This is a genomic window from Mesorhizobium sp. M6A.T.Ce.TU.016.01.1.1 (assembly GCF_003997065.1).
Lineage (GTDB): Bacteria > Pseudomonadota > Alphaproteobacteria > Rhizobiales > Rhizobiaceae > Mesorhizobium > Mesorhizobium mediterraneum.
Genome location: NZ_RZTJ01000004.1, coordinates 343,731 through 368,133, shown reverse-complemented (window position 1 = coordinate 368,133; position 24,403 = coordinate 343,731). Strand labels below are relative to the sequence as shown.

Genomic DNA, 24,403 nt, shown 5'->3' with positions numbered 1-24,403 from the left:
GCGGACCCAATGACGCGCCGATCAATCGCAGCGTTTGGGACGCAGCCTTACCACGATGTCGACATTGGCGATCTCCATGCCTTCCGGCGGCTCCGGCAGGTTGGAAACCGTGACAGGACCGCTGGCGATATCGAAGATCCTGTTTTCGCCTTCAATGTAGAAATGATGGTGATCGGAGGTGTTGGTGTCGAAGTAGGTCTTTGACCCCTCGACGGCCAGGATGCGCAGAAGGCCCGCCTGGGTGAATTGATGAAGGGCGTTGTAGACGGTGGCGAGCGACACCGGCACGCCGGCGGCGATCGCCTCCTCGTGCAGTTCCTCGGCCGACAGATGGCGGTCGCCCTTGGCGAAAAGCAGATCGGCCAGCGCAATGCGCTGACGCGTCGGCCTCAGCCCAGCTTCGCGAACCCGCTTGTCCACAGCGACATTTTCCTTCCGGCAGCCCAGATCCATCTATCCGTCCAAGCTCATAGTTTCGCCCCAAGATATGCCCAGAATGGCAAAAAACGAACATCGCCCGAAACTGAACACCTCCCGACATATATTCTGTCGGCCGAATACGATCAATAGCGCGCATTGACCCAGGCAGACGGGCAGGTTAAGCGCAAACGCCGGTTTCCGGCCTGAAATAGATTGTGTTAGGAAACCAACGACAAGGGCGCTCTACCGCCCGGGACGATTACGGGGAAGAGATTGATGGCGGTTTCGAAATCCAGCTACGATTACGAAGAACTGCTTGCCTGCGCCCGCGGCGAGCTGTTCGGACCTGGAAACGCCCAACTCCCCTATCCGCCGATGCTGATGTTCGACCGCATCACCGAAATCAGCGAGACGGGCGGTGCCTTCGACAAGGGCTTCATCCGCGCAGAGTTCGACATTAAGCCGGACCTGTGGTTTTTCGCCTGCCACTTCATCGGCAATCCAATCATGCCGGGGTGCCTGGGCCTCGACGCCATGTGGCAATTGACGGGATTCTACCTTGGCTGGCTCGGCGAGCCGGGCAAAGGAATGGCGCTCTCGACCGGCGAGGTGAAGTTCAAGGGCATGGTGACACCGTCGGTCAAGAAGGTGGAGTATGGCGTGGACTTCAAGCGCGTGATGCGCGGCCGGCTGGTGCTTGGTATCGCCGATGGCTGGCTGAAGGCGGATGGCGAACCCATATACGCAGCAACGGACCTCAAGGTGGGTCTGTCCAAGCAATCGGCCGCCGCCTGACCGGCGCCCCCACAGCGCCGCGCGTCCCTGGGACGCGCAAACGAAGCTGTAGAACTTTAATTTGCGCATGATCCGTGTCCAACAGGTTTCGGGTTCAAGCGCTGGAAGGAGTTGCGAATGAGACGGGTCGTAGTGACAGGCCTCGGCATCGTGTCGTCGATCGGCAACAATGCCAACGAGGTGCAGGCCTCGCTCCACGATGCCAAGTCCGGCATCAGCTTCTCTGATTCCTTCGCCGAACACGGCTTCCGCTGTCAGGTCTGGGGAGCGCCGACGCTCGACCCCTCCGCCCTGATCGATCGTCGCGCTATGCGCTTCCTGTCGCAAGGTGCGGCCTGGAACCATGTCGCCATGGACCAGGCTATTGTGGACGCTGGACTTGGTGAGAACGACATCACCAATGAGCGCACCGGCATCGTCATGGGATCGGGCGGACCGTCGACCCGAGCCATCGTCGAAGCGGCCGAAACCACGCTCAAGAATGGCAGCCCCAAGCGCATCGGCCCGTTCGCCGTGCCGAAGGCGATGTCGTCGACCGCTTCAGCGACGCTCGCCACCTGGTTCAAGATCCATGGCGTCAACTATTCGATCTCGTCGGCCTGCTCGACCTCGGCGCATTGCATCGGCAATGGCTACGAACTGATCCAGTGGGGCAAGCAGGACATGGTCTTCGCCGGCGGCCATGAGGATCTCGACTGGACGATGTCGGACCTGTTCGACGCGATGGGCGCCATGTCGTCCAAGTTCAACGACAGGGCGTCGGCCGCCTCGCGCGCCTATGACGTCGATCGCGACGGCTTCGTCATTGCCGGCGGTGCCGGCGTGCTGGTCCTGGAAGAGCTCGAGCACGCCAAGGCACGCGGCGCCAAGATCTACGCCGAGATCGTCGGCTATGGCGCGACCTCAGACGGCTACGACATGGTGGCGCCATCGGGCGAAGGTGCGGTGCGCTGCATGCGGCAGGCGCTGGCGACCACCTCTTCGCCAGTCGACTACATCAACACGCACGGCACCTCGACACCGGTCGGCGACTCCAGGGAAATGGGCGCGATCCGCGAGGTGTTCGGCGATAAGATGCCTTTCATCACCTCGACCAAATCGCTGACTGGCCATTCGCTGGGTGCGGCCGGCGTGCAGGAATCGATCTACTCTATCCTGATGATGCAAGGCGGCTTCATCGGCGAGAGCGCTCATATCGAGCAACTCGATCCGGAATTCGAAGGCATGCCGATCGTGCGCACACGCATCGACGACGCCAGGATCGACACTGTTTTGTCCAATTCGTTTGGTTTCGGCGGCACCAACGCAACGCTGATTTTCCAGCGCTATTCCGCATAAGGATTTGCCGACCATGGACGGATTGATGAAGGGCAAGCGCGGGCTTGTCATGGGTGTCGCCAACGATCACTCGATCGCCTGGGGCATCGCCCGGAAACTCTCCGAACATGGGGCGGAACTCGCCTTCACCTATCAAGGCGAGGCCTTCGGGCGCCGGGTCAAGCCGCTCGCCGACAAGCTCGGCGCCTCGCTGGTCGTGCCTTGCGATGTCGAGGACAGCGCATCGGTTGCCGCCACCTTCGAGACCTTGGGCAAGGCCTGGGGCGGGCTGGACTTCGTCGTCCATGCCATTGGCTTTTCCGACAAGAACGAGCTGAAGGGCCTTTACGCCGACACCAGCCGCGACAATTTCGTCCGCACCATGGTCATCTCCTGCTACTCCTTCACAGAGGTCGCCCGTCACGCCGCCGCGCTGATGAAGGACAGTGGCTCGATGATCACGCTGACCTATGCGGGTTCTGTTCGTGTCATGCCGAACTATAACGTCATGGGCGTGGCCAAGGCCGGGCTGGAAGCCAGCGTCCGCTATCTCGCCAACGACTACGGACCGCGCGGCATCAGGGTGAACGGCATATCGGCGGGACCGGTGCGGACACTGGCCGGCGCCGGGATTTCCGACGCACGCCATATGTTTTCCTACCAGCAGCGCAACTCGCCGCTGCGCCGTACAGTGACCATCGACGAGGTCGGTGGCTCCGCGCTCTACCTCCTGTCCGACCTGTCGTCCGGCGTCACCGGCGAAATCCACTATGTCGATTCCGGCTACCACATCGTCTCGATGCCGGCGCTCGACGAGTTGAAGCAGGCCGACACCGGCCGGGAATAATTCGGCCCATAGAAAATGCCTTGGTCCGGTGAACTCCGCTCAGCGGCGCGCCGCCAAAACCTTGAACATCCCGTCGCGGGCGATCTCGGCGTGGCTGGAGAAGGCGGCCGCCAGCACCGGCTCGTAGGGAAGCTGACGGTTCGCCACCATGAACAGCCGCCCACCTGGCTTCAGCGCCTTCGCCGCGGCGCGGATCATGCCGGCACCGATCTCCGGCTCGGTCGCGCGGCTGCGATGGAAGGGCGGGTTCATGACGATGGCGTCATAACGGCGCTCGACCGGCTCGCTCAAAAGATCGATCCAGAAGAAATTGGGTTCCGCCGCTGTATTGCCGATATTGCGTTTCGCCGCCTCCAGCGCCTCGAACTCGGCCTCGTAGAGATCGAGCGCCGAGATGCCGGGTGAGCGGGCGGCGACCTCGGCCGCCACATAGCCCCAGCCGGCGCAGAAATCGGCAATGTTGCCACGCAGGTCGCCGGGCAAATTGTCCACCAGCAATCTCGAACCTGCATCGATCTTATCAAAAGAGAACATGCCTGGCGCGGTGCGGAACCGGGCCTCGAGCAGAAGGGTTGGATTGGCGGCGCGAAGCGTTGCCGCGACCGCAGCGTCGGCCGGTCGACGGAACCAGAAGGCGATGCCGTGATGTTTCGGCATATGGCCGTCGAGCGTCACAAGCTCGCCGATGCGCTTGCGCAGGCTCGCAATGCCATCGTCCTTGCCACCGGCGACGGCGATCAGTCCGCCCGGCCTCACACGCTCAATCGCCTCAGCGATGCGCAATTCGTTTTGCCCGCGATGACGGCCGGCAAGCACCAGTGCCGCATCGAAACCTTCGCCCTCCAGATGCGGCGTGACCGTGAAGCCGGCGCCCTGCAGCGCGCGAAAATGCGGGCGGAAGCCTTGCACCAGATGCAGTGTTGCATCGAAGCCTTCGGGCAGGCGGAAACCCGGCTCGGCGCCCAGAAAGAGGACGCGCTCGCCTTTACGCGGCATGGCGACAGCCTCGGCCTCGAACGGGTGGAACAGTGTCTTCAGCGGCTCGGCGGACATTCTTCGATCTCTTGAAAATGAAAACGGGCGCGACCTGTCGGCGCGCCCGCTTCGATTATACCGTCAGATCGCTCAGGCGGCGTCTTCTTCGCCTTCGGCCTTCTTGTCGCGGGCGATTTCCTTGCCCGTGGCCTGGTCGACGACCTTCATCGACAGGCGGACCTTGCCGCGCTCGTCGAAGCCCATCAGCTTGACCCAGACCTTGTCGCCTTCCTTGACGACGTCGGAGGTCTTGGCGACGCGATCGTTAGCGAGCTGCGAGATATGGACGAGGCCGTCACGCGGACCGAAGAAGTTGACGAAAGCGCCGAAGTCGGCGGTCTTGACGACCGTGCCCTCGTAGATTTCGCCGACTTCCGGCTCGGCGACGATGGTGTGGATCCACTTCTTCGCCGCCTCGATCTCCTTGGCGTTGGACGAAGCGATCTTGACCGTGCCGTCGTCCTCGATGTTGATCTTGGCGCCGGTCTTTTCGACGATCTCGCGGATGACCTTGCCGCCCGAGCCGATCACGTCGCGGATCTTGTCGGTCGGGATATGCATGACCTCGATGCGCGGCGCGAACTCACCGAGTTCTGAACGCGCGCCGGACAGCGCATTGCCCATTTCGCCGAGAATGTGCTGGCGGCCGTCCTTGGCCTGGCCGAGCGCGATCTTCATGATCTCCTCGGTGATGCCTTCGATCTTGATGTCCATCTGCAGCGAGGTGATGCCGTTGGCGGTGCCGGCAACCTTGAAGTCCATATCGCCGAGGTGATCCTCGTCGCCGAGGATGTCGGAGAGCACCGCGAAGCGCTCGCCTTCCTTGATGAGACCCATGGCAATGCCGGCAACCGGCTTGGCCAGCGGCACGCCGGCATCCATCAGCGCCAGCGAGGTGCCACAGACGGTGGCCATCGACGACGAGCCGTTGGACTCGGTGATCTCCGAGACGACGCGCAGCGTGTAGGGGAACTGGTCGGCGGTCGGCAGCATCGGGCGGATCGCACGCCAGGCGAGCTTGCCGTGGCCGATTTCGCGGCGGCCCGGCGAACCCATGCGGCCGGTTTCACCGACCGAATAGGGAGGGAAGTTGTAATGAAGGAGGAATTTCTCCTTGTACATGCCGGTCAGCGAATCGACATACTGCTCGTCCTCGCCGGTGCCGAGCGTGGCGACGACCAGCGCCTGGGTCTCACCGCGGGTGAACAGCGCCGAGCCGTGGGTGCGCGGCAGGACGCCGACTTCGGAGACGATCTTGCGGACCGTCTTCAGGTCGCGGCCGTCGATGCGCGAGCCGGTGTCGAGGATGTTCCAGCGCACGACCTTGGCCTGGAGCTCCTTGAACACGGTGCCGATCTGCTCGGACGTGTATTTTGCTTCCTCGCCTTCGGCGGGGGCGAACGCAGCCTTGACCTTCGCCTTGACGGCGTCGACGGCGGCATAGCGCTTCTGCTTGTCGGTGATCTTGTAGGCATCGCGAAGCTCGCCTTCGACGATCTTCAGCATCTCTGCTTCAAGCGCCGAATAGTCCGGCGCGGTGAAATCGCGCGGGTCCTTGGCGGCAACCTCGGCCAACTTGATGATCGCATCGATCACCGGCTGGAAGCCGCGATGGCCGAACATGACAGCGCCGAGCATCAGGTCCTCGCCGAGCTCCTTGGCTTCGGACTCAACCATAAGCACGGCGTCGGAGGTGCCGGCGACAATCAGGTCAAGCTTGGATTCCTGCATCTCGTCGACATGCGGATTGAGCACATATTCGCCGTTGATGTAGCCGACGCGAGCGCCGCCGATCGGGCCCATGAAAGGGACGCCGGACAGCGTCAAGGCCGCCGAGGTCGCGACGATCGACAGGATATCCGGATCGTTTTCGAGATCGTGCTGGACGACGGTGACGACGATCTGCGTGTCGTTCTTGTAGCCGTCAGCGAAGAGTGGGCGGATCGGACGGTCGATGAGGCGGGAAACCAGCGTTTCCTTCTCGCTCGGACGTCCCTCGCGCTTGAAATAGCCGCCCGGGATCTTGCCGGCGGCATAGGTCTTTTCCTGATAGTTGACGGTCAGCGGGAAGAAATCGAGGCCGGGCTTCGGCTCCTTCATCGAAACGACGGTGGCGAGAACTTTGGTTTCGCCGTAGGTGGCGAGCACCGCGCCGTCAGCCTGGCGCGCGATCTTGCCGGTTTCGAGGATGAGCGGGCGGCCGCCCCATTCGATTTCCACTTTATGGTGATTGAACATATCTTGTCCTTCATATGCGGAAAGGGCCGCGCCGTTTCACCGTGCGCGAATGCCCCTTCCCCTTGGCTTCGTTTCTCGGGCAGCCACGGGCAAGACAACGGGAAGCTCGGGTAAATCCGGCGCGATTGCCGCGCGAGCGTCCTGCAATCCTGCCCCATGACCGTCCATGGGCGGTTTCGAAAGGCCCTGTGCTATTTCGAAACCGGGTCTGGCCAATCGATCCGACTGGCCTTGCGCATGATCCCGAAAACCGCGGCCTTCGGAAGGCACCATGCGCAAATTCAAACTTTCAGAGCGTCCCTTTGTGCGTCCAGGTGACACACGGCGCCCTACTTTCTGATTGGAGTACCGGATAAATCCGATGCTCCAATGCGCGACCGGCGGGCTCTCGAAAGAACCCGCCGGTCAATTCGTCAACGGCGCAGACCGAGCTTCTCGATCAGCGTCTGATAACGCGCGTCATCCTTGCGCTTGAGATAATCAAGCAGGCTGCGGCGCTGGGAGACGAGAGCAAGCAGACCACGGCGGGAATGGTTATCCTTCTTGTGGTCCTTGAAATGGTCGGTCAGGTTCTTGATGCGCTCGGAAAGGATGGCCACCTGGACTTCCGGAGACCCGGTATCGCCCTTGGCGGTTGCGAATTCACCCATCAATTCTTTTTTGCGCTCGGCAGTAATCGACATCGTGTTTTTCCTTATCTGTTTGAGGAAACGGGACGCCCTCGGCCGGGATGTCGTCCAGCAGGGGCCGGTACAAGCAACATGTCATTGCACGATGCTGCGGCGCATATAGTGCAATTCCCTAGAAAACACCAGCCCAATTCACAAGCCGGCTTTTTGCTGCACAAACGAAGATTTCCCCTTCCGCTAAAGCCATTTCTTCCATCTGAAGAAGGCGACAAGCCCAATCGCGACAACGGCCATGAACACGAGCGCCGCCGGATAACCGTATTGGGCCTTTAGCTCCGGCATGTTCCATGGCGAGGTTTCGGGGTCGAAGTTCATGCCCCACACGCCAGCGAGAAAGGTTAGCGGGATGAAGATCACCGAGACGATCGTCAGATAGCTGATGACGTCGCTGGTGCGCGCCTGGCTCAGCGACAGATGCATCTCGATCAGGCCGGTCAGCATGTCGCGCTGGGTTTCGACCAGTTCGATGAGCCGAAGCGAGTGATCGAGCGTGTCGTTCAGGAAAACCTTGGTCTCGGCCTTCACATAGGGCACGTCGTTGCGGATCAACGTGGCCAGCGCATCGCGCATCGGCCAAAGCACCCCCTTCAGCACGTTGGCGTCGCGCCGCAACTCGTGAAGCTGCCGCATCTGGTGCTTGTCCGGCGCGCGCAGCATCTGGTCCTCGATGCTGTCGACCAATTCGCCGGCAGCCTCGATCGGTGGGAAATAGCTGTCGACGATGGCGTCGATCAGCGCATAGGCGAGATAGTCTGCGCCGCGTGCGCGCAACCGGTTGGGCATCGAGCTTTCGATGCGCTTGCGCACGGGATCGAACGGATCGCCTTCCCGCTCCTGGAAGGTGACGACGAAGTTCTTGCCGAAGAAGACGGCGATCTGCTCGTAACGATGTGCGGTGACGTCGTCGATCATCCTGACGACGACGAAGGCATGGTCCTCGAAGAAGTCCACCTTCGGCCGCTGGCCGGTGTTGACGACATCTTCCAGCGCCAGCGGATGCAGGCTGAAAATCCGGCCGATCTCCTCGATCAGCGGGATGTTGGCGAGACCGGTACAGTCGAGCCAGATGACCGGCCATGTGTCGCAATTGGCTTTGACGTCGTCGATGCTGGCATCTTCGATCGTCTCAAATTTGTCGGGCGACATCAGTGTCAGTCGCAGTTCGCTGCGCCGCGCCGCCGGGTCGGCGATCAGCGTGCCCGGCGATGCGCCAACCGGCGGTCGCCGTGCGGTCGCCGGCGCCCGCTTCTTGATCGTCTCGGCCTTTGCCATGTGCCCCTCGGATGTTTAAGTCTCATCGAGATTAGACGACGGGACTCACCCGGCAAAGACCCGCTTCGGCTTGAACATGCCTTGTTCGATTGCGCCAATGGCGACCAGCTTGCCGCGCGCCGTAGCGCAGGCTTCCTCGGCTTCCACCGGCGCGTCGCGGCCACGGATGATGACCGGATTGCCGAGGCGGATTTTTGTTGCCGCGTCGTCGCTGATCGCGACCTGCGGCAGGCAGTCGAGCGCGGCTGATGTGTCGACCAGAAGCGCATCGACGGCATCGAAATCGACCGGCACATCGGGAGCGCCGGATGCATCATCGGCCGTATCCAGATCCTTATTACCGCGTTCGCCGAAACGTGCTGCTTCCAGCTCGGCGATGGTGACGAAGTCTTCCTGCGTGAACGGCTCGACCTCGATCCGGCGCAGTTCGGCGATGTGACCGAAACAGCCGAGGTCGCGGCCCATGTCGCGGGCCAGCGAGCGCACATAAGTGCCCTTGCCGCATTCGACCTCGAAAATGGTGCGATCAGCATTGTGCTCAACCAGGTCGAGACGGCCGATCTCGACTTCCCGCGCCGGGATGTCGACCGTCGCGCCGTCGCGGGCAAGGTCATAGGCGCGCTCGCCTGCGATCTTGATGGCTGAAAATTGCGGCGGCGTCTGCATGATGACGCCAGTGTATTTCGGCATCAGCAAAAGCACATCGGCTTCAGCCGGACGCTGGTCGGAGCTTTTCGTCACCGGCCCTTCGAGGTCATCGGTCGAACGCTCCTCACCCCAGGCAACAGTGAAGCGGTAGACCTTGGCGCCATCCTGGACATAAGGCACGGTCTTGGTCGCTTCGCCGAGCGCAATCGGCAGCATGCCGGAAGCGAGCGGGTCAAGCGTGCCGGCATGGCCGGCCTTTTCCGCCTGGAACAACCATTTGATCTTGGAGACGGCTTCGGTCGAACCCATGCCGACGGGCTTGTCCAGCACCAGCCAGCCGGAGATCGGCCGGCCCTTCTTCTTGCCGCGACGCGCCACTATTTTTCGTCCTTGTCATTGTCTTTACTCTGGGCATCTGTGCCGAGATCGCGCGCCACTTCGGGCGAGTGCAGCAATTCGTTGATCTTCTGGAAATTGTCGTAGCTGGTGTCGAGCCGGAAGCGGAATTCCGGCATATACTTCATCTGCCGGAGCGCGCCGGAAACGCGGCCGCGCACAAATTTCGCATGCTTGTTGAGCGCCTCGACCACCGCATCGGTATCACTTGCGCCGAGCGGCGAGACGAAGGCGGTGGCGATCTTCAGATCGGGCGACATGCGCACTTCCGAGACCGACACCACGGCATTCTCGATCAACGGATCGAGGATCTCGCCACGCTGCAAGGTTTCCGACAGCGCATGGCGCACCTGCTCGCCGACGCGAAGCATGCGCTGGGATGGGCCTGATGTGGTTGAACGGGGCATTTTTCTCTATCCTGAAATCGTGAAGCGCGGGATGGGACCGCGCCGCATGTCTCATATGCTTTGGGCGGCGGTCTTTCGACCACCGCCCGGTCTCAGTAGATGCTCGAACTCAAGCTGTTCGAACTCAGAGCGTCCTGGTCACCATCTCGACGCGGAAGCACTCGATGACGTCGCCGACGCGCATGTCTTCGTAGTTCTGGAAGGCCATGCCGCATTCCTGGCCACCCGGGACTTCCGCCACTTCGTCCTTGAAGCGCTTCAGGGTCTTCAGCGTGCCTTCGTGGATGACGACGTTGTCGCGGATCAGGCGAACGCCCGCACCGCGCTCGACCTTGCCTTCGGTGACACGGCAGCCGGCGATCTTGCCGACCTTGGTGATGTCGAAGATCTCGAGGATCTCCGCATTGCCGATGAAGGTCTCGCGACGCTCCGGCGAAAGCAGGCCGGAGAGCGCCGCCTTCACGTCATCCACGAGATTGTAGATGATCGAGTAGTAGCGGATCTCGATGCCTGCCGCCGCGGCAGCCGCGCGCGCCTGCACATTGGCGCGGACGTTGAAGCCGATGATTGCGGCGCCCGACGTTTCCGCCAGCGACACATCGCTTTCGGTAATGCCGCCAGCACCTGCATGGACGATGCGCGCACGCACCTCGTCGGTGCCGAGCTTGTCCAGCGCCGCGTTGATCGCCTCGATCGAGCCCTGCACGTCACCTTTGATGACCAGCGGGAATTCCTTCAGCCCGCTCGTCTGCAGCTGCGACATCATCTGTTCGAGCGAGCCACGCTGGCCGGCATGCTTGGCCACTGCTTTCTCGCGCGCCAGACGCTGGCGATATTCGGTGATCTCGCGGGCGCGGGCCTCATTGTTGACCACGGCGAAACGGTCGCCGGCCTGCGGGGTTCCCTGCAGACCGAGCACCTCCACCGGCATCGCCGGCGGCGCTTCCTTGATCTGCCCGCCGCGGTCATTGACCAGCGCGCGCACCCGGCCCCACTCGTTGCCGGCAACGAGGATGTCGCCGGGCATCAGTGTGCCGGTCTGCACCAGCACCGTGGCGACGGGACCACGGCCCTTGTCGAGTTGGGCTTCGATGACGACGCCCTCGGCGGTGCGGTCCGGATTGGCCTTCAGGTCGAGGATTTCGGCCTGCAGCAGGATCGCTTCGAGCAGCTTGTCGAGATTGGTGCCCTTGGTCGCCGACACTTCGACATCCAGCACCTCGCCGCCCATCGACTCCACGAAGACTTCGTGGCGCAGCAGCTCGGAGCGCACCTTCTGCGGGTCGGCGTCATGCTTGTCGATCTTGTTGATCGCCACGATGATCGGGACGCCGGCCGCCTTGGCATGGCTGATCGATTCGATCGTCTGCGGCATCACGCTGTCATCGGCCGCCACCACGAGGATGGCGATGTCAGTCGCCTGGGCGCCGCGGGCGCGCATCGCCGTGAAGGCGGCGTGGCCGGGCGTGTCGATGAAGGTGATCTTGTGACCGTTCTTCTCGACCTGATAGGCGCCAATATGCTGGGTGATGCCGCCAGCCTCGCCGGACACGACATTTGCGTTGCGGATAGCATCGAGCAGCGACGTCTTGCCGTGATCGACATGGCCCATGATCGTTACCACCGGCGGCCGCGATTCCAGATCTTCTGGGCGATCGGCGATGTTGAACAGGCCTTCTTCGATGTCGGACTCGGCGACGCGGCGAACCGTGTGGCCAAATTCGGTGGCGACCAGCTCGGCCGTATCGGCGTCGATGACGTCGCCAGGCTTCAGGATCTGGCCCTGTTTCATGAAGAACTTGACCACGTCGACGGCGCGCTCGGACATGCGCTGCGCCAGTTCTTGGATGGTGATGGTTTCGGGCAGTATCACTTCGCGCATGACTTTCTCGCGCGGTTCGTTATGCAGCGCGCGCTTGAATTTCTCCTGGCGCCGACGCATCGACGACAGCGAACGCGCACGCGCATCCTCATCGGAAAGTGCGGCGTTCAGCGTCAGCTTGCCGCGGCGGCGATCTTCCTCGCCCTTGGTCGGCTTGGCCGGACGCGCCACTTCGGGCGTGACCGGACGGCGCACCGGGGCACCGGCGCCGGTCCGCTTCGGCTTGACGTCCTCGTCGTCGACTGTCGCCAGTTCGGCGGCCAGCGGCGCGCGGCGACGCGCCTCTTCCTCGGCACGCCGGCGGGACTCGGCCTCAGCCTGCAGCCGAGCCTCTTCCTCGGCCTGGCGGCGCGCGGATTCCTCGCGCTCGCGACGGCGGCGCTCTTCATCCTCGGCGCGGCGCTTGGCCTCGTCGATGGCGCGCTGGCGATCCTCGACGTCGCGCACCTTCGAGCCCTCAAGGGCCCGGCGGCGCGCCTCCATCTCATTGCGCGACAATTCGTTCAGCACCATGCCGCCGCGTTCGACAGGCGGCGGAGGCGGCGGCGCCTTGGGCGCTTCCTGCACAACGGGCGCTGCCGCGACCGGCGGCTTCGGCGTGAAGACTGACACAGGGGCAGCAGCCGGCTCCGGCTTGTCGCCGGGCAGCGAGAACTTGCGCTTCTTGGTCTCGACCACGACCGCCTTGGTGCGGCCATGCGAGAAGCTTTGGCGCACGGTGCCCTGTTCAGTACCGGGGCGCTTCAGCGTCAAGGTCTTCTTCGGCGTCACACTCAACGTCTTGTCGTCGCCCGATTTCGTATCGCTCATTCCATATCCTCTGCGGCATCATCTTCGTCAGCAACGGCCGCAAGCATTGCCAGATCGTCCGGGGAACCGCCCCGATACCGGTCGAGCGCAACCATGCGCTTCTGCACCGCCCTGCCCGCGTCTCCCGCGAGAACGGCAGCATGTATCACATTTGTACCCCCCAATGCCAAGCTCAACTCGGCCTCGGAGAAAAGTTTGTAGGCAAGGATGGCGGGGCCACCAAGATGGACGGTTGCCCGTCGCGCCTGGCTAATCTTGCGGACGCCATCATCTGACGCCTCGGTCGCATGCAACACGAAAAGCGCCAGCCCACCACGCACCGCGCTCTCAACCTTGGTGGCGCCGAGCGCGATCGCGCCTGCCTTGCGGGCAAGACCGAGCATGCCCAGAGCGTATCTGGAAAGCAGCCCGTCGACCATGCCGCCGAGATCGGTCGGCACGATCACCTGCGCCTTAAAGGCGCGAGCGAACAGGTTTTTCGCTGCCGCCTTGTCGATATGTAGGCGGTCGGCCGTCACCCAGCAACCGCGGCCGGGCAGGTTTTTCTTGATATCCGGAACGACGGCCGAATCCGGGCCGACGACGAAACGGATCAGTTCATCCGGTTCGGCCTGTCTGCGCGTGACGATGCAAGTGCGATCGTTCATCTCGTCCAAGGGCGGGTTGTGTGCGATGCGGTTTCACCTCACGCACCAACGGCTTCGTCAGCCGGCACGTCTTCGGCTGCAAGCTCGTCTTCGGTGATCCAGCCGGCCTTGAGGCGGGCAGCCAGAACCATCTGCTCGGCATCGGCGCGCGACACGCCGTGACTGGCGAGCACACCGGGGAACACCTTCGTCTCGCCGTCCTTGCGTTCCTTCCAGCCGGTCAGGTCGTCGGCCGCATAGCCGGCGAAATCCTCGATCGTCTTCACGCCGTCCTCGCCGAGCGTCACCATCATGGCGGTGGTCACGCCGGGAATCTCGCGCAGCTCGTCCTTGACGCCCAGCGCCTTGCGCTTCTCGTCATGCTCGGCTTCGATCTTCTCCAGATACTCGCGGGCGCGGGCTTGGATTTCGGAGGCGGTGTCCTCGTCGAAGCCGTCGATCGATGCGATCTCGTCGGCGTCGACATAGGCGACTTCCTCGACGCTGGTGAAGCCCTCGGAGGCAAGCACCTGGCCGACCATCTCGTCGACGTTGAGCGCATCCATGAATAGCGCCGAGCGTTCGACGAACTCCTTCTGGCGGCGCTCGCTCTCTTCCTGCTCGGTCAGGATGTCGATATCCCAGCCGGTGAGCTGCGAGGCAAGCCGGACGTTCTGGCCGCGGCGGCCGATAGCCAGCGACAGCTGGTCGTCCGGCACCACGACCTCGATGCGTTCGGCGTCCTCGTCGAGCACGACCTTGGCGACTTCCGCCGGCTGCAGCGCATTGACGATGAAGGAAGCGGCCGAAGGCGACCACGGAATGATGTCGATCTTCTCGCCCTGCAATTCGCCGACCACCGCCTGAACGCGGCTGCCGCGCATGCCGACGCAGGCGCCGACCGGATCGATGGAACTGTCACGCGAGATGACGGCGATCTTGGCGCGCGAGCCCGGATCGCGGGCGACCGACTTGATCTCGATGATGCCGTCGTAGATTTCCGGCACTTCCATGGTGAACAGCTTCGCCATGAACTGCGGATGGGTGCGCGACAGGAATATCTGCGGACCGCGCTGCTCGCGGCGCACATCGTAGACATAGGCGCGGACGCGATCGCCATATTTGTAGTTTTCGCGCGGGATCAGCTCGTCGCGGCGGATGATCGCCTCGCCACGGCCGAGATCGACGATGACATTGCCGTATTCGACGCGCTTGACGGTGCCGTTGACGATCTCGCCGATGCGGTCCTTGTACTCGTCATATTGGCGGTCACGCTCGGCCTCGCGCACCTTCTGGACGATGACCTGTTTGGCCGACTGGGCGGCGATGCGGCCGAAATCCATCGGCGGCAGCTGCTCGGCAATAAAGTCGCCGAGCTGGGCGTCGGGATTGCGCTCGCGCGCCGAGGAAATGGCGATCTGCGTCGCATAGTCGTCGACCTTCTCGACCACTTCCATCAGCCGCTGCAGCTTCATCTCGCCGGTGTTCGGATTGATGTCGGCACGGATGTTGGTTTCCTGGCCATAGCGCGAGCGCGCCGCCTTCTGGATCGCATCGGCCATGGCGGCGATGACGATCGACTTGTCGATCGACTTTTCACGCGCGACCGCGTCGGCGATCTGCAGCAGTTCAAGCCTGTTGGCGCTTACAACCATCTTTTTTCTCCCGAGCTTGTTGCCGAGCCTTTGCGCCCGGCAGCCCAATCACATTTCCTGTTCGGTTTCGTCTTCCGCGCCCGCTTCTACGCCCTCTGGCGCGTCTTCGGGTTCGCCGCGGCGCTTCTTGGCTTCCTTGCGCGCCCTGTTGTCCTTCGACAGCGCATCGCGGATAAGGTCATCGGTCAGGATCAGCCGCGCTTCTGCAATCGCATCGTAGGGCACGCGCACCGTCGGCTCCTCGCCATAGGCCGCCTTGTCGCGCTCGATCAGCACGCCGTCCGCATCGCTCTCGGCGATCTTGCCCTTGAAGCGCTTGCGGTCGGCGACAAGGACCGACGTTTCCATCTTCACCAGATGGCCCGTCCAGGTCGCGAAATCCGACTTGCGGACCAGCGGCCGGTCGATACCCGGCGACGACACTTCGAGATGATACGCCTTTTCGATCGGATCATCGACATCGAGGGCCGGCGACACTGCCCGGCTGACCTCTTCGCAATCCTCGACGGTCATGGTGCCGTCCTCGCGCTCGGCCATGATCTGCAGCGTCAGCCCGTTCTGGCCCGTCAGATGCACCCTGACAAGGCGAAAGCCGATGGCACGCAGCACCGGCTGCACGATCAGCGCGACGCGCGCATCGATGCCGCTTTCGCGGATGATGCGGTCGTCGCTGTCGGTCGCCGTTGCGGTCATTCTATTCCTGTCGCTTCATTGGCGGTCGGAAGGTAACAAAAAAGAGCGGGACCGGGTGGACCCACTCTTCGCCATACCGACCAAGAATTTGAGCTTGATATAGACGATCGCGGCCGTCGTTTCAAGTCCGCATGCGGGGTCTGTCGTAAGCAGACGAGTTGCCCGGATTAGGTAGCACACCAGTTGTCCGGTTTTCTGTCTCCGTGAGGAGGCAGCAGCGTTGCACAGGACGCATGGCGGCCATGCGGCAACGTCCCTGTGATATCAGGCAATACGCGCCTATCTATGTTGCGCTGCACAAATTCAGTCACATTGCAGCAGGCGAAAGGGCATAATCATGACCAACCGCAAGGTTTTCTCGGCCATCGGCGATTTCTTCACTGTGTTCGGCAGCGCCGTCGCCGCTTCGCACGCCGTCGAAGCCGGCCGCAAGCCGCGCGCGCACGATCTGCGCAATCTCGGCGTGGATCCGGCCGCCTTCGACAAGATCGGCCGCTTCTAAGACCTGCGAAGCAGGACGAGGACGTCCTTGGTCCTCGTCGACGGCAAAGCGCGCGATGGGGCGCTGCTTAACTTGGTCGCCTATCTTCGGACGAAGGTGAGATAGGCAGGCCGACGGCCTTCGCGAATGGCCTTCGCCTCGTAGCGCGTACCCGGCCAACCCTCATAGGGCCGATGCCAATCGGCTGCCTCTTCAGCCTGCCATTCAAACGCATCATGCGCCCGGCAGTGCAGCAGCGTCCAGTTCACATAGCTATCGATATCGGACGCAAAGCGGAATTTTCCGCCTGACTTCAGGACGCGCGCGAAACGGTCGAGATTGACCGGACTGACGAAGCGGCGCTTCCAGTGTTTCTTTTTCGGCCAGGGATCGGGATAGAGAAGGTCGATGCCGTCGAGCGAGGCTTGCGGGAGCCAGTCGAGCAGGCGCGTGGCATCGTCGTCATAGACCCGAAGATTGGCCAGCGGCCGTTCCCTGACCGCCATCATCATCTTGGCCATGCCGTTGACGAAAGGCTCGACGCCGATAAAGCCGGTCTCAGGAGCTGCCGTCGCCCGATGCAGCAGGTGCTCGCCGCCGCCGAAACCAATCTCGAGATGAATGGCGCAGACATCCGCTTCGAACAGGCTGCGCAGTTCGGCTGGCGGTCCGGCCATCAGATCGAGCCGGTAGGTGCGGAAGCCGCTTTCCAGTGCCGCCGCCTGCTGCGGACGGATGGTCTTGCCGCGCCGGCGACCGAAAAATGCTTCGGTCGCACGGCTTGGCCGGTCTTTCGGATCCACGTCTTTCGGATCTATGGACGCCGCGGCTAGGCCGCGACTGCTTCGGCTGGCGCTTCGGCGAGTGCATCCTTGAGCGCCTTGGCGAGGTCGGTCCTTTCCCAGGAGAAGGACCCGTCGCGGCCGGCCTTGCGGCCGAAATGGCCATAAGACGACGTCTTGGCATAAATCGGCTTGTTGAGATCGAGGTGACGGCGAATGCCGGACGGCGACAGGTCCATCACGGTGCGCAGCGCCTGCTCGAGCTTCGCCTCATCGACCTTGCCGGTGCCGTGCAGGTCGACATAGACCGACAGCGGCTGGGCGACGCCAATGGCATAGGAAAGCTGGATGGTGCAGCGATCGGCGAGCTTCGCCGCCACCACGTTCTTGGCCAGGTAGCGTGCCGCATAGGCCGCGGAACGATCGACCTTGGTGGTGTCCTTGCCGGAAAAAGCACCGCCGCCATGGGGCGCAGCACCGCCGTAAGTATCGACGATGATCTTGCGTCCGGTCAGGCCGGCGTCGCCGTCGGGGCCGCCGATGACGAACTTGCCCGTCGGGTTGATGTACCAGTTGCAGCTGTCGGCGATCTTCAGCTCGCCCAGCGCCTCGCGGATATAGGGCTCGACGACGTTGCGGACCTTCTTCGAATCCCAGCTGGCGTCGAGATGCTGGGTGGACAGCACGATTTGCGTCACTTCCGCCGCCTTGCCGTCGACATAGCGGACGGTGACCTGGCTCTTGGCGTCCGGCCCGAGCCGGCCGGCATCGCCGTTGCCCTCATGGCGCGCGGCGGCCAGCAATTCGAGGATCTTATGGCTGTAGTAGATCGGCGCCGGCATCAGATCCGGTGTCTCGCGGCAGGCATAGCCGAACATGATGCCCTGGTCGCCGGCCCCTTCCTCGCCTTGCCGGTCGGAGGCATTGTCGACGCCCTGGCCGATATCCGGCGACTGGCCGTGCAGCAGAACCTCGATCTTTGCCGTCTTCCAGTGGAAACCGGCCTGTTCATAGCCGATTTCGCGGATCGCCTTGCGGGCGGCCGACTTGAACTTCGCCGGATTGACGAGCGGATGACCGGCGGCATCCATCAGGATATTGCCGGCCTTGTCCTTCTTGAGCAGGGTCTCGGGGACGCGCACCTCGCCGGCGATGACGACGCGATTCGTGGTCGCCAGCGTTTCGCAGGCGACGCGGACCTTCCAGGGGTCCATGCCGGTTTTTCTGGCCTCGCGATAGACCAGATCGACGATCTCGTCGGAGATACGATCGCAAACCTTGTCGGGATGACCCTCGGCAACGGATTCCGAGGTGAATAAATAGTTTTGCCGCGTCACGGGTGTCCCCTCTTGAAAAAATATCGGCACGCTGCCGATTGGCGCGCCACGTGTTAGCTGTGCCGGGCGGCGCTCGTCAAGCGGCGCGGCCATTCTGGCATGAAAATCGCGCTATTATCTTGCACCACTGCGACCAGCGGCAGGATGCCGCCGGCGAGCTTAGTTCCAACACGTTGGGCGTCGAGCAAAATCGATTTCCTCTCCGGCCTGCCTACAGGATGTAAATTCCGCGATCAGCGAGGTCGTGCCCGGCTACGACATCCTCGCCATTTCCGGCTTTAAACTGCCTGCCAACTCAATCGGCCCAATCAATCGACCTCGTCGGTTGAAAGGGCCTTCACGAGCTCGATGATCTTGCGGCGTATCTTGACGTCGCCAATCTTGACGAAGGCCCGGTTGAGTTGAAGCCCTTCAGGACTGCCGCAGAATTCGACCGCAAAAGTCATTGATGCATCCTCGGCAAATCCGCGGTTGCCCACGGCCTCCTGGCCCGGCGCGTCCTCGAAAAAGAAAGCGACAGGAACACCGAGTATCGAGGCTATTGCCTGCAAACGGCTGGCGCCGACGCGATTGGTTCCCTTCTCGTATTTCTGTATCTGCTGAAACGTTATGCCGAGGTTCTCGCCCAGCTTCTCCTGACTCATTCCCAACATATTGCGGCGAAGCCTGATGCGACTTCCGACATGGATGTCGATAGGATTCGGCTTCTTCTTGTTTTCTTCTGCCATTTTTTCCTCGCCGAATTTTTCCGGCTTTTTGTGTTTTTCTGCCCAAACGAAGCCGGCGGCCAGTGCCCCAACAGAACGACGTACCGACTTCGAGAAATTTCAGGCGGTTACAGTATGAGTTTCTAATGTGTCGACTGTCAATTCACCCGTAGCCTTTGCCTTACATTCAATGCGAAAGCGGCCAGGCCAAGCAGCAACATGATCAGCAGTCCGTTAATGCGCCTTTGGCTGGAAGAAACGACGGACTGATTGGAAATCGGCACATGGACATCGATGGCTCCGCGTGCGTCGATCGCCAGTGCGTCAAGGATGCGTCCGCGCGGATCGACTACAGCGGAGATGCCGTTATTGGCTGCGCGCAACAAGGGCACCCCGTTCTCCACGGCGCGAATCTGCGCCTGCCTGAAATGCTGGTATGGACCCGGCGTGTCACCGAACCACGCGTCGTTCGTGACGTTCACAATAAGCTCGGCTGACGTAGCGTCAACCGCCACCAGATCGGGAAAGATGACTTCATAGCAAATGAACGGAAGCGCGCGGATACCGCCGGGCAGCGCGATCGGATGTCGCTCATTGCCCGCCGCATAGGTCATCGGCCCGGCGACAAGCTGTTTGAGCCCGAAGCGGCCTAGCAGGTCGGCAAAAGGCAGATATTCGCCAAAGGGCACCAGATGAACCTTGTCGACGGCATCTGCGATTTCACCCTTGTCGTCGATCGCCACCACCGAATTGTAATACCGCCTGTCGGCATTTGCCGCCGAGCCACCCTCCTCCCGGACAACACCGGCGATCAGCATCTGGCCGTCGCCAAGCATCTCGCCCAGCGCGGTCAGCGCATCGGGACGCTGGGCGAAAAAGAACGGCACGGAGGTCTCCGGCCATAGGATCAACAGCGGCTTGTCATGGCCAGACTCCGGCGCTTTGGCCGAAAGTCCCATCAGCGTGGCGAAGATCCGGTCGGGCACCGAAGCGTCCCACTTCTCGCTGAGGTCAACGGCCGGCTGCACAATGCGGACATCGAGGCTGCGTTCCGCAGGCTTCTCCGGAGCAGCAAGCCTGATATAGCCGAAGCCGACATGGGCCGAGACGAGAACGACAAGCAGTGCAGCCCCCAGGCGGACATGCCGGCGCGCCGCAAGCAGGGCCGGCAATGAAAAGACGAAGACCGTTAGCGCGTTCATGCCAACCATGCCGGTCACCGACACGCTCTGCATAAGCAAGGGCGCCGGCATCGCCGCGTAGCCGACGGCATTCCAGGGAAAGCCGGTGAATAGAAAGTCGCGCAGCCATTCCGCCAGGGCAAAGCCGAAGCCAAGGGCAGCGATGCGGCCGATGTCGTTGCTCCACAGCAACCGGGCAACCGCTGTCGCGAAGCCGTAGAAAAAGGCGAGCGCCAGCGGAATTCCGACCACTGCGAGGGGAAGCGCCCAGGCGAAGCTGTCGGCCTCGACCAGAAGTGCCGAGCCGATCCACCACAGGCCAGCGAGAAAATAGCCGAAGCCAAACCACCAGCCGATGGCGAAAGCAGGCCGCAAACGCCGGAACCAGCCATCGGAGGCTTCGCCGGTCGCGCCGTCGAGAAGCCAGACCAGCAGCGGGAACGAAACGAAACAGACGGCGAAGAAATCGTAAGGCGCCTGGGCAAGAACCGCCAGCGCCCCGGCAAGAAACGCCACAAGCGCGCGGCGCCAGCCCCACAGCAGAATTATCCGGCCGGCCAGGCGCTTCATCGATGCTTCCGAGTCGTGCGAATCACGGAGCAAGATTTATCAGGCCGCGGTCCGCGCTCCAAACGGCCACCGCTTCAGCCAACGTGCCGGATTGAATTCGGCTCGCGACTCCTTGCGGACGCCTGATGCTACGAGCCCGATGACGCGGGCCAACCTTCGCCGAGAACGGAATGAAGAACCGCCGCGTTGCCGCAGCAAGGGTTTGCGATATCGACCGCCTCCCCAAACCACAACCGCGCCTATCGGCGGAGTACCGAATTGGCCGGCTGAGCCGTCGCTATCGGATCGGCATGACGATGCACAATCTTCCAGAGACCATCTTCTGGACGAAAGACTCGTCACGCGTAACGCAAGAGGCGTGACATCGCTGCGACCGCCAACCTTGGACCTGAGCCGCTCTACTTCGACGAGGTATGCCAGCTCAGACGTCACACATGTCGCTATGTTCTCGAAACCGGTAGCGTCGCCGTCCCTATAATTCGATGCCGCTTGCTCCATCGTCTCAACGACCTGCTTCCATCCATGCGCGAAAGGGCCAAAGGGATTGCCCAGTGTTACATCGTCTCGTTGAGAAAAGAGCTTCTTCGCAGGCGCGGGGTTTCCTTTCATGAACTCATCCAAAGCGAGGTGGTATTTTTCAACTGCTTGAGCGAAATCAGTGGCGTCGAGGGACATGTCATCCACCATGTCATTTTATTTTCTGATCTGGACTGGCGACTCCCGCAGGTTCCGCGCCGTGAGGCATTTCCCTAACTGCGGTGCAGTGCAGGTCGGCTTGGTCAGTATAGCACGGCGCGGGACAAGTTTCCGCTACAGCGTGTTGTGACGGCTGGCAAATGGCCGCTTACCACCCGTGCAGAAGTTCGCGGGATCAGCGCGCAGGGTTGCGTGCTTGAAACGGATCGTCGACCGTCATCGGTCGAGCGGCGTCTTCAAGCCTGCTCGGCGCGCACCGCGCGCCGGCGGCGCTCGCCCTTTTGGGTCTCCACGATGCGCACGCGCTTGACGCGGCGCGGATCGGCGTCGAGCACAAGGAATTCGAAACCAGGTATGGCCTGCACCACTTCGCCGCGGGCCGGAACACGGCCAAGCGTGTTGAAGATCATGCCGCCGATCGTGTCGACATATTCGCCATGCTCGCCGGCGGCGAAATCCTCGCCGATCATCTTGGTGACTTCGTCGATCTCGGCCTTGCCGTCGACGACGAACACGCCCTCGCCGGTCTGGGTGATCATCGGCTCGTCCTCGTCATGCTCATCCTCGATGTCGCCAACCACCATCTCGACGATATCCTCGAGCGAGGCCAGGCCATCGGTGCCGCCATACTCATCGATGACCAGCGCCATCTGGGTGCGCATCGCCTGCATCCGCCCCATGAGATCGGAGGCGAGCATCGACGGCGGCACGAAAAGCACCGGGCGGATCAGGTTCAGGTCGCCGATGGTGCGCGCGAGATCGACCTTGGCAAGATCGAGAAGCGTGGTGGCGGCGGCTTTCCTGGTCGTCCTGCCCTTTCTGACGCGGGCGATCTTGGTGATGTGAGCGAGCACGTCGCGGATGTGGACCATGCCGCGCGGATCGTCGAGCGTCTCCGAATAGACCGGCATGCGGGAATGGCCGGATTGCTCGAACAGTCCCAGAAGATCGCCGAGGTTCGTCGTGATCTCGACCGCCTCTATGTCGGCGCGCGGCACCATGACGTCCTCGACGCGCACCTCGCGCAAGCGCAGGATGTTGTTGAGCATGGCCCGTTCGCCGGGCGAAAAGGCGCCGGCATCGCTCGCGGTTTCGGCAAGCGCGTCGGCGATCTCCTCACGCAGGCTGGTGCCGTTGCGCTGCCTGAACAGGCCGAGCACGCGATCGAACAGGGAAGGACCGGCAGGCGATGGCTCGCTGGCGAAGCTGCCGGTCGTGGTACTCGGACTAGAGCCCTCTTCCGTCTGTTCGGATGGCTTGGTCGCACTGCCGGCGTCTGGGCGGGCGGCAGTCTCTGGTTTGTCGTTCATCGTCGTCCGGTCATTTGATCTTTTTAGTTACGCGTAGGGATCGGGAATGGCAAGCCTCGCAAGCGCTGCGCGTTCTTTGGCTTCCATTTCCTCGGCCTCGGCGTCGGTCTCGTGATCGTAGCCCAGCAAATGCAGCAGGCCGTGGATGACGAGATGGGTGATATGGTTGTCGACAGGCTTGTCTTCCAGTGCGGCTTCCCGCGCGACCGTCTCGGCGGCCAGGACGATGTCGCCCAGCATGTGCGGCAGCGGACCGCCCTTGGCGAGCGGAAACGCCGGGAAAGACAAGACGTTGGTCGGTTTGTCCTTGCCGCGCCAGCCGGCATTGAGGCTGCGGATATGGGCATCGTCAGAAAAGACGATGCTGAGCTCGGAGCGGCCGGCGGCGCCGGTTTCGGCAAAAGCGGCGGCAACGGCGCGATCGACCAGCCGCGTCAGCGCGGCCTCATCCGGCCAGTCGCCCGCTTCAACCGCTATATCGATGTCGACGGGAACCGAAAGATCCCCGCCTACAGACTTTTTGTCCTCAGCCATAAGGCCGCATCTTCACATCAGCCTTCGGTGCCCAGGCCCCGGGCCAGCTTGCCGTCGCGGTCGTAGGCCTTGACGATCTCGGCGACCAGCGGATGCCTGACGACGTCGCCTTCGTTGAAGCGCACTGTCACCATGCCGGTGACGCCGTCGAGGATCCGGAGCGCCTCGACCAGACCCGATTTGGTGTTTTGCGGCAGGTCGATCTGGGTCGGATCGCCGGTGACGATCATGCGCGAATTCTCGCCGAGGCGGGTCAGGAACATCTTCATCTGCATCGGTGTGGTGTTCTGCGCCTCGTCGAGGATGACGGCGGCGTGCGCCAGCGTGCGGCCGCGCATGAAGGCTAGCGGCGCGATCTCGATCACCTCGGCGGCAATCGCCCGTTCGACCTTGTCGGCCGGCATCATGTCGTAAAGCGCGTCGTAGAGCGGCCGCAGGTACGGATCGACCTTCTCCTTCATGTCACCGGGCAGGAAGCCAAGCCGCTCGCCGGCCTCGACGGCCGGCCGCGACAGCACGATGCGCTCGACCATGCCGCGCTCGAGCAGCATCGCCGCATGCGCTACCGCCAGATAAGTCTTGCCGGTGCCGGCCGGGCCGATGCCGAAGACGAGTTCGGACCGCTCCAGCGCGCGCATATAGGCGTCCTGGTTGAGCGAACGGGCATAGATCGTCTTCTTGCGCGTCGATATCTGGGCGGCGGACACCTTGCCCTTGCGCTCCAGCGTCGGCAGCGTCAGCTGGTCGTCGGCGGCGATCGCCATGCGCACGGCGCCGTCGACGTCCGACTGGCCGATGTCAGCGCCTTTCTGGAGAATGCCGTAGAGATTATCCAGGGCGCGGCGCGCCTGCTCGGCGGCCGAGGCGGAGCCCTTGATGGTCAGCTGGTTGCCTCGGGATCGGATATCGACGCCAAGCTTCTGCTCGAGCCTGGCCAGATTCTCGTCGAACTGGCCATAAAGGGCGCTGGCAAGCTTGTTGTTGTCGAAAGTCAGAACGATGTGCGCCATATCCGAAGCCCCCGATGGTAGGTTCTGGGGCAGGTTCTTCACTTCCGCAGCGCTCAACCGTCTCT

The 24,403-nt window shown here is 62.5% G+C and carries 22 protein-coding genes; 4 read left to right on the top strand and 18 right to left on the bottom strand.

Annotated elements, in window-relative coordinates; translation table 11 throughout:
- Positions 1-21 precede the first annotated feature (21 nt).
- Positions 22-453 carry an iron response transcriptional regulator IrrA gene (irrA, locus tag EOC94_RS10490; RefSeq protein WP_006337949.1) on the bottom strand — a complete coding sequence of 144 codons (432 nt, stop codon included), beginning with the start codon at positions 451-453 and terminating at the stop codon, positions 22-24.
- A gap of 243 nt (positions 454-696) precedes the next feature.
- Between irrA and fabA the strand changes: the two genes are divergently transcribed.
- The 3 genes from fabA (at position 697) to fabI (ending at position 3,379) form a co-directional block, all read left to right on the top strand.
- On the top strand, positions 697-1,215 hold the full coding sequence (fabA, locus tag EOC94_RS10485; protein ID WP_023802127.1) for a 3-hydroxyacyl-[acyl-carrier-protein] dehydratase FabA: 519 nt from the start codon (positions 697-699) through the stop codon (positions 1,213-1,215).
- Positions 1,216-1,332: 117 nt separating this feature from the next.
- Positions 1,333-2,553, top strand: a complete 1,221-nt coding sequence (gene fabB / locus EOC94_RS10480) for a beta-ketoacyl-ACP synthase I (protein WP_127290261.1) — start codon at positions 1,333-1,335, stop codon at positions 2,551-2,553.
- Between the two features lie 13 nt (positions 2,554-2,566).
- A complete protein-coding gene (gene fabI / locus EOC94_RS10475; protein WP_095487879.1) occupies positions 2,567-3,379 on the top strand; it encodes an enoyl-ACP reductase FabI in 813 nt (270 codons plus the stop codon).
- Positions 3,380-3,418: 39 nt separating this feature from the next.
- On the opposite strand, the gene EOC94_RS10470 is transcribed toward fabI, so the two are convergent.
- The 10 genes from EOC94_RS10470 to rimP all read right to left on the bottom strand — a co-directional run bounded on the left by EOC94_RS10470 (position 3,419) and on the right by rimP (position 15,730).
- Entirely contained in the window at positions 3,419-4,432 is a 1,014-nt protein-coding gene (locus EOC94_RS10470) for a class I SAM-dependent methyltransferase (RefSeq protein WP_127290259.1), read from the bottom strand.
- Positions 4,433-4,504: 72 nt separating this feature from the next.
- Positions 4,505-6,652: a polyribonucleotide nucleotidyltransferase gene (pnp, locus tag EOC94_RS10465; RefSeq protein WP_127290257.1), complete on the bottom strand. Its 2,148-nt coding sequence runs from the start codon at positions 6,650-6,652 to the stop codon at positions 4,505-4,507.
- Between the two features lie 413 nt (positions 6,653-7,065).
- Positions 7,066-7,335, bottom strand: a complete 270-nt coding sequence (gene rpsO / locus EOC94_RS10460; RefSeq protein WP_006337962.1) for a 30S ribosomal protein S15 — start codon at positions 7,333-7,335, stop codon at positions 7,066-7,068.
- Positions 7,336-7,518: 183 nt separating this feature from the next.
- Positions 7,519-8,613 carry a magnesium/cobalt transporter CorA gene (gene corA, locus EOC94_RS10455; RefSeq protein ID WP_127290255.1) on the bottom strand — a complete coding sequence of 365 codons (1,095 nt, stop codon included), beginning with the start codon at positions 8,611-8,613 and terminating at the stop codon, positions 7,519-7,521.
- 45 nt (positions 8,614-8,658) lie between these two features.
- Positions 8,659-9,639, bottom strand: a complete 981-nt coding sequence (truB, locus tag EOC94_RS10450) for a tRNA pseudouridine(55) synthase TruB (RefSeq protein WP_127290253.1) — start codon at positions 9,637-9,639, stop codon at positions 8,659-8,661.
- Positions 9,639-10,064 (bottom strand): 30S ribosome-binding factor RbfA, encoded by a 426-nt coding sequence (rbfA, locus tag EOC94_RS10445; RefSeq protein ID WP_127290251.1) that lies wholly within the window; start codon positions 10,062-10,064, stop codon positions 9,639-9,641. Before rbfA ends, truB begins: the two co-directional genes overlap by 1 nt.
- A 124-nt stretch (positions 10,065-10,188) precedes the next feature.
- A complete protein-coding gene (gene infB, locus EOC94_RS10440) occupies positions 10,189-12,756 on the bottom strand; it encodes a translation initiation factor IF-2 (RefSeq protein WP_127290249.1) in 2,568 nt (855 codons plus the stop codon).
- Complete coding sequence (locus EOC94_RS10435; RefSeq protein WP_095487865.1) at positions 12,753-13,403, bottom strand: RNA-binding protein; 651 nt, start codon at positions 13,401-13,403, stop codon at positions 12,753-12,755. Before EOC94_RS10435 ends, infB begins: the two co-directional genes overlap by 4 nt.
- Positions 13,404-13,441: 38 nt before the next feature.
- Entirely contained in the window at positions 13,442-15,037 is a 1,596-nt protein-coding gene (gene nusA, locus EOC94_RS10430) for a transcription termination factor NusA (RefSeq protein ID WP_029356954.1), read from the bottom strand.
- 48 nt (positions 15,038-15,085) lie between these two features.
- A complete protein-coding gene (rimP, locus tag EOC94_RS10425) occupies positions 15,086-15,730 on the bottom strand; it encodes a ribosome maturation factor RimP (RefSeq protein WP_095487863.1) in 645 nt (214 codons plus the stop codon).
- 337 nt (positions 15,731-16,067) lie between these two features.
- Here rimP and EOC94_RS10420 point away from each other — a divergent pair, with 337 nt between their 5' ends.
- Positions 16,068-16,232, top strand: a complete 165-nt coding sequence (locus EOC94_RS10420; protein WP_095487861.1) for a hypothetical protein — start codon at positions 16,068-16,070, stop codon at positions 16,230-16,232.
- Between the two features lie 80 nt (positions 16,233-16,312).
- Here the strand turns inward: EOC94_RS10420 and trmB are convergent, their stop codons facing one another.
- From trmB to EOC94_RS10380, 7 genes are all read right to left on the bottom strand, one after another.
- Positions 16,313-17,014, bottom strand: coding sequence for a tRNA (guanosine(46)-N7)-methyltransferase TrmB (gene trmB, locus EOC94_RS10415; protein WP_095487859.1), 702 nt, complete (start codon positions 17,012-17,014; stop codon positions 16,313-16,315).
- Between the two features lie 26 nt (positions 17,015-17,040).
- Positions 17,041-18,330: a methionine adenosyltransferase gene (gene metK, locus EOC94_RS10410; RefSeq protein WP_127290247.1), complete on the bottom strand. Its 1,290-nt coding sequence runs from the start codon at positions 18,328-18,330 to the stop codon at positions 17,041-17,043.
- 308 nt (positions 18,331-18,638) lie between these two features.
- Entirely contained in the window at positions 18,639-19,058 is a 420-nt protein-coding gene (locus EOC94_RS10405; RefSeq protein WP_095487857.1) for a helix-turn-helix transcriptional regulator, read from the bottom strand.
- 137 nt (positions 19,059-19,195) lie between these two features.
- On the bottom strand, positions 19,196-20,788 hold the full coding sequence (gene lnt / locus EOC94_RS10400) for an apolipoprotein N-acyltransferase (protein ID WP_127290245.1): 1,593 nt from the start codon (positions 20,786-20,788) through the stop codon (positions 19,196-19,198).
- A 932-nt stretch (positions 20,789-21,720) separates the two neighbouring features.
- Positions 21,721-22,794, bottom strand: a complete 1,074-nt coding sequence (locus tag EOC94_RS10390) for a hemolysin family protein (RefSeq protein WP_095487854.1) — start codon at positions 22,792-22,794, stop codon at positions 21,721-21,723.
- Positions 22,795-22,821: 27 nt separating this feature from the next.
- Positions 22,822-23,328, bottom strand: a complete 507-nt coding sequence (ybeY, locus tag EOC94_RS10385; RefSeq protein WP_127290243.1) for an rRNA maturation RNase YbeY — start codon at positions 23,326-23,328, stop codon at positions 22,822-22,824.
- 17 nt (positions 23,329-23,345) lie between these two features.
- On the bottom strand, positions 23,346-24,395 hold the full coding sequence (locus tag EOC94_RS10380; protein ID WP_095487850.1) for a PhoH family protein: 1,050 nt from the start codon (positions 24,393-24,395) through the stop codon (positions 23,346-23,348).
- Positions 24,396-24,403: the final 8 nt, after the last annotated feature.

Excerpts from the sequence above, each read along its gene's own strand:
- rimP (WP_095487863.1), bottom strand. The coding sequence starts at position 15,730 with ATGACCGCAACGGCGACCGACAGCGACGACCGCATCATCCGCGAAAGC.
- ybeY (WP_127290243.1), bottom strand. The coding sequence starts at position 23,328 with ATGGCTGAGGACAAAAAGTCTGTAGGCGGGGATCTTTCGGTTCCCGTC.
- rbfA (WP_127290251.1), bottom strand. The coding sequence starts at position 10,064 with ATGCCCCGTTCAACCACATCAGGCCCATCCCAGCGCATGCTTCGCGTC.
- corA (WP_127290255.1), bottom strand. The coding sequence starts at position 8,613 with ATGGCAAAGGCCGAGACGATCAAGAAGCGGGCGCCGGCGACCGCACGG.
- fabI (WP_095487879.1), top strand. The coding sequence starts at position 2,567 with ATGGACGGATTGATGAAGGGCAAGCGCGGGCTTGTCATGGGTGTCGCC.
- fabB (WP_127290261.1), top strand. The coding sequence starts at position 1,333 with ATGAGACGGGTCGTAGTGACAGGCCTCGGCATCGTGTCGTCGATCGGC.
- nusA (WP_029356954.1), bottom strand. The coding sequence starts at position 15,037 with ATGGTTGTAAGCGCCAACAGGCTTGAACTGCTGCAGATCGCCGACGCG.
- rpsO (WP_006337962.1), bottom strand. The coding sequence starts at position 7,335 with ATGTCGATTACTGCCGAGCGCAAAAAAGAATTGATGGGTGAATTCGCA.
- pnp (WP_127290257.1), bottom strand. The coding sequence starts at position 6,652 with ATGTTCAATCACCATAAAGTGGAAATCGAATGGGGCGGCCGCCCGCTC.
- lnt (WP_127290245.1), bottom strand. The coding sequence starts at position 20,788 with ATGAAGCGCCTGGCCGGCCGGATAATTCTGCTGTGGGGCTGGCGCCGC.
- infB (WP_127290249.1), bottom strand. The coding sequence starts at position 12,756 with ATGAGCGATACGAAATCGGGCGACGACAAGACGTTGAGTGTGACGCCG.
- EOC94_RS10435 (WP_095487865.1), bottom strand. The coding sequence starts at position 13,403 with ATGAACGATCGCACTTGCATCGTCACGCGCAGACAGGCCGAACCGGAT.
- irrA (WP_006337949.1), bottom strand. The coding sequence starts at position 453 with ATGGATCTGGGCTGCCGGAAGGAAAATGTCGCTGTGGACAAGCGGGTT.
- EOC94_RS10420 (WP_095487861.1), top strand. The coding sequence starts at position 16,068 with ATGACCAACCGCAAGGTTTTCTCGGCCATCGGCGATTTCTTCACTGTG.
- EOC94_RS10470 (WP_127290259.1), bottom strand. The coding sequence starts at position 4,432 with ATGTCCGCCGAGCCGCTGAAGACACTGTTCCACCCGTTCGAGGCCGAG.
- fabA (WP_023802127.1), top strand. The coding sequence starts at position 697 with ATGGCGGTTTCGAAATCCAGCTACGATTACGAAGAACTGCTTGCCTGC.
- EOC94_RS10405 (WP_095487857.1), bottom strand. The coding sequence starts at position 19,058 with ATGGCAGAAGAAAACAAGAAGAAGCCGAATCCTATCGACATCCATGTC.
- EOC94_RS10390 (WP_095487854.1), bottom strand. The coding sequence starts at position 22,794 with ATGAACGACAAACCAGAGACTGCCGCCCGCCCAGACGCCGGCAGTGCG.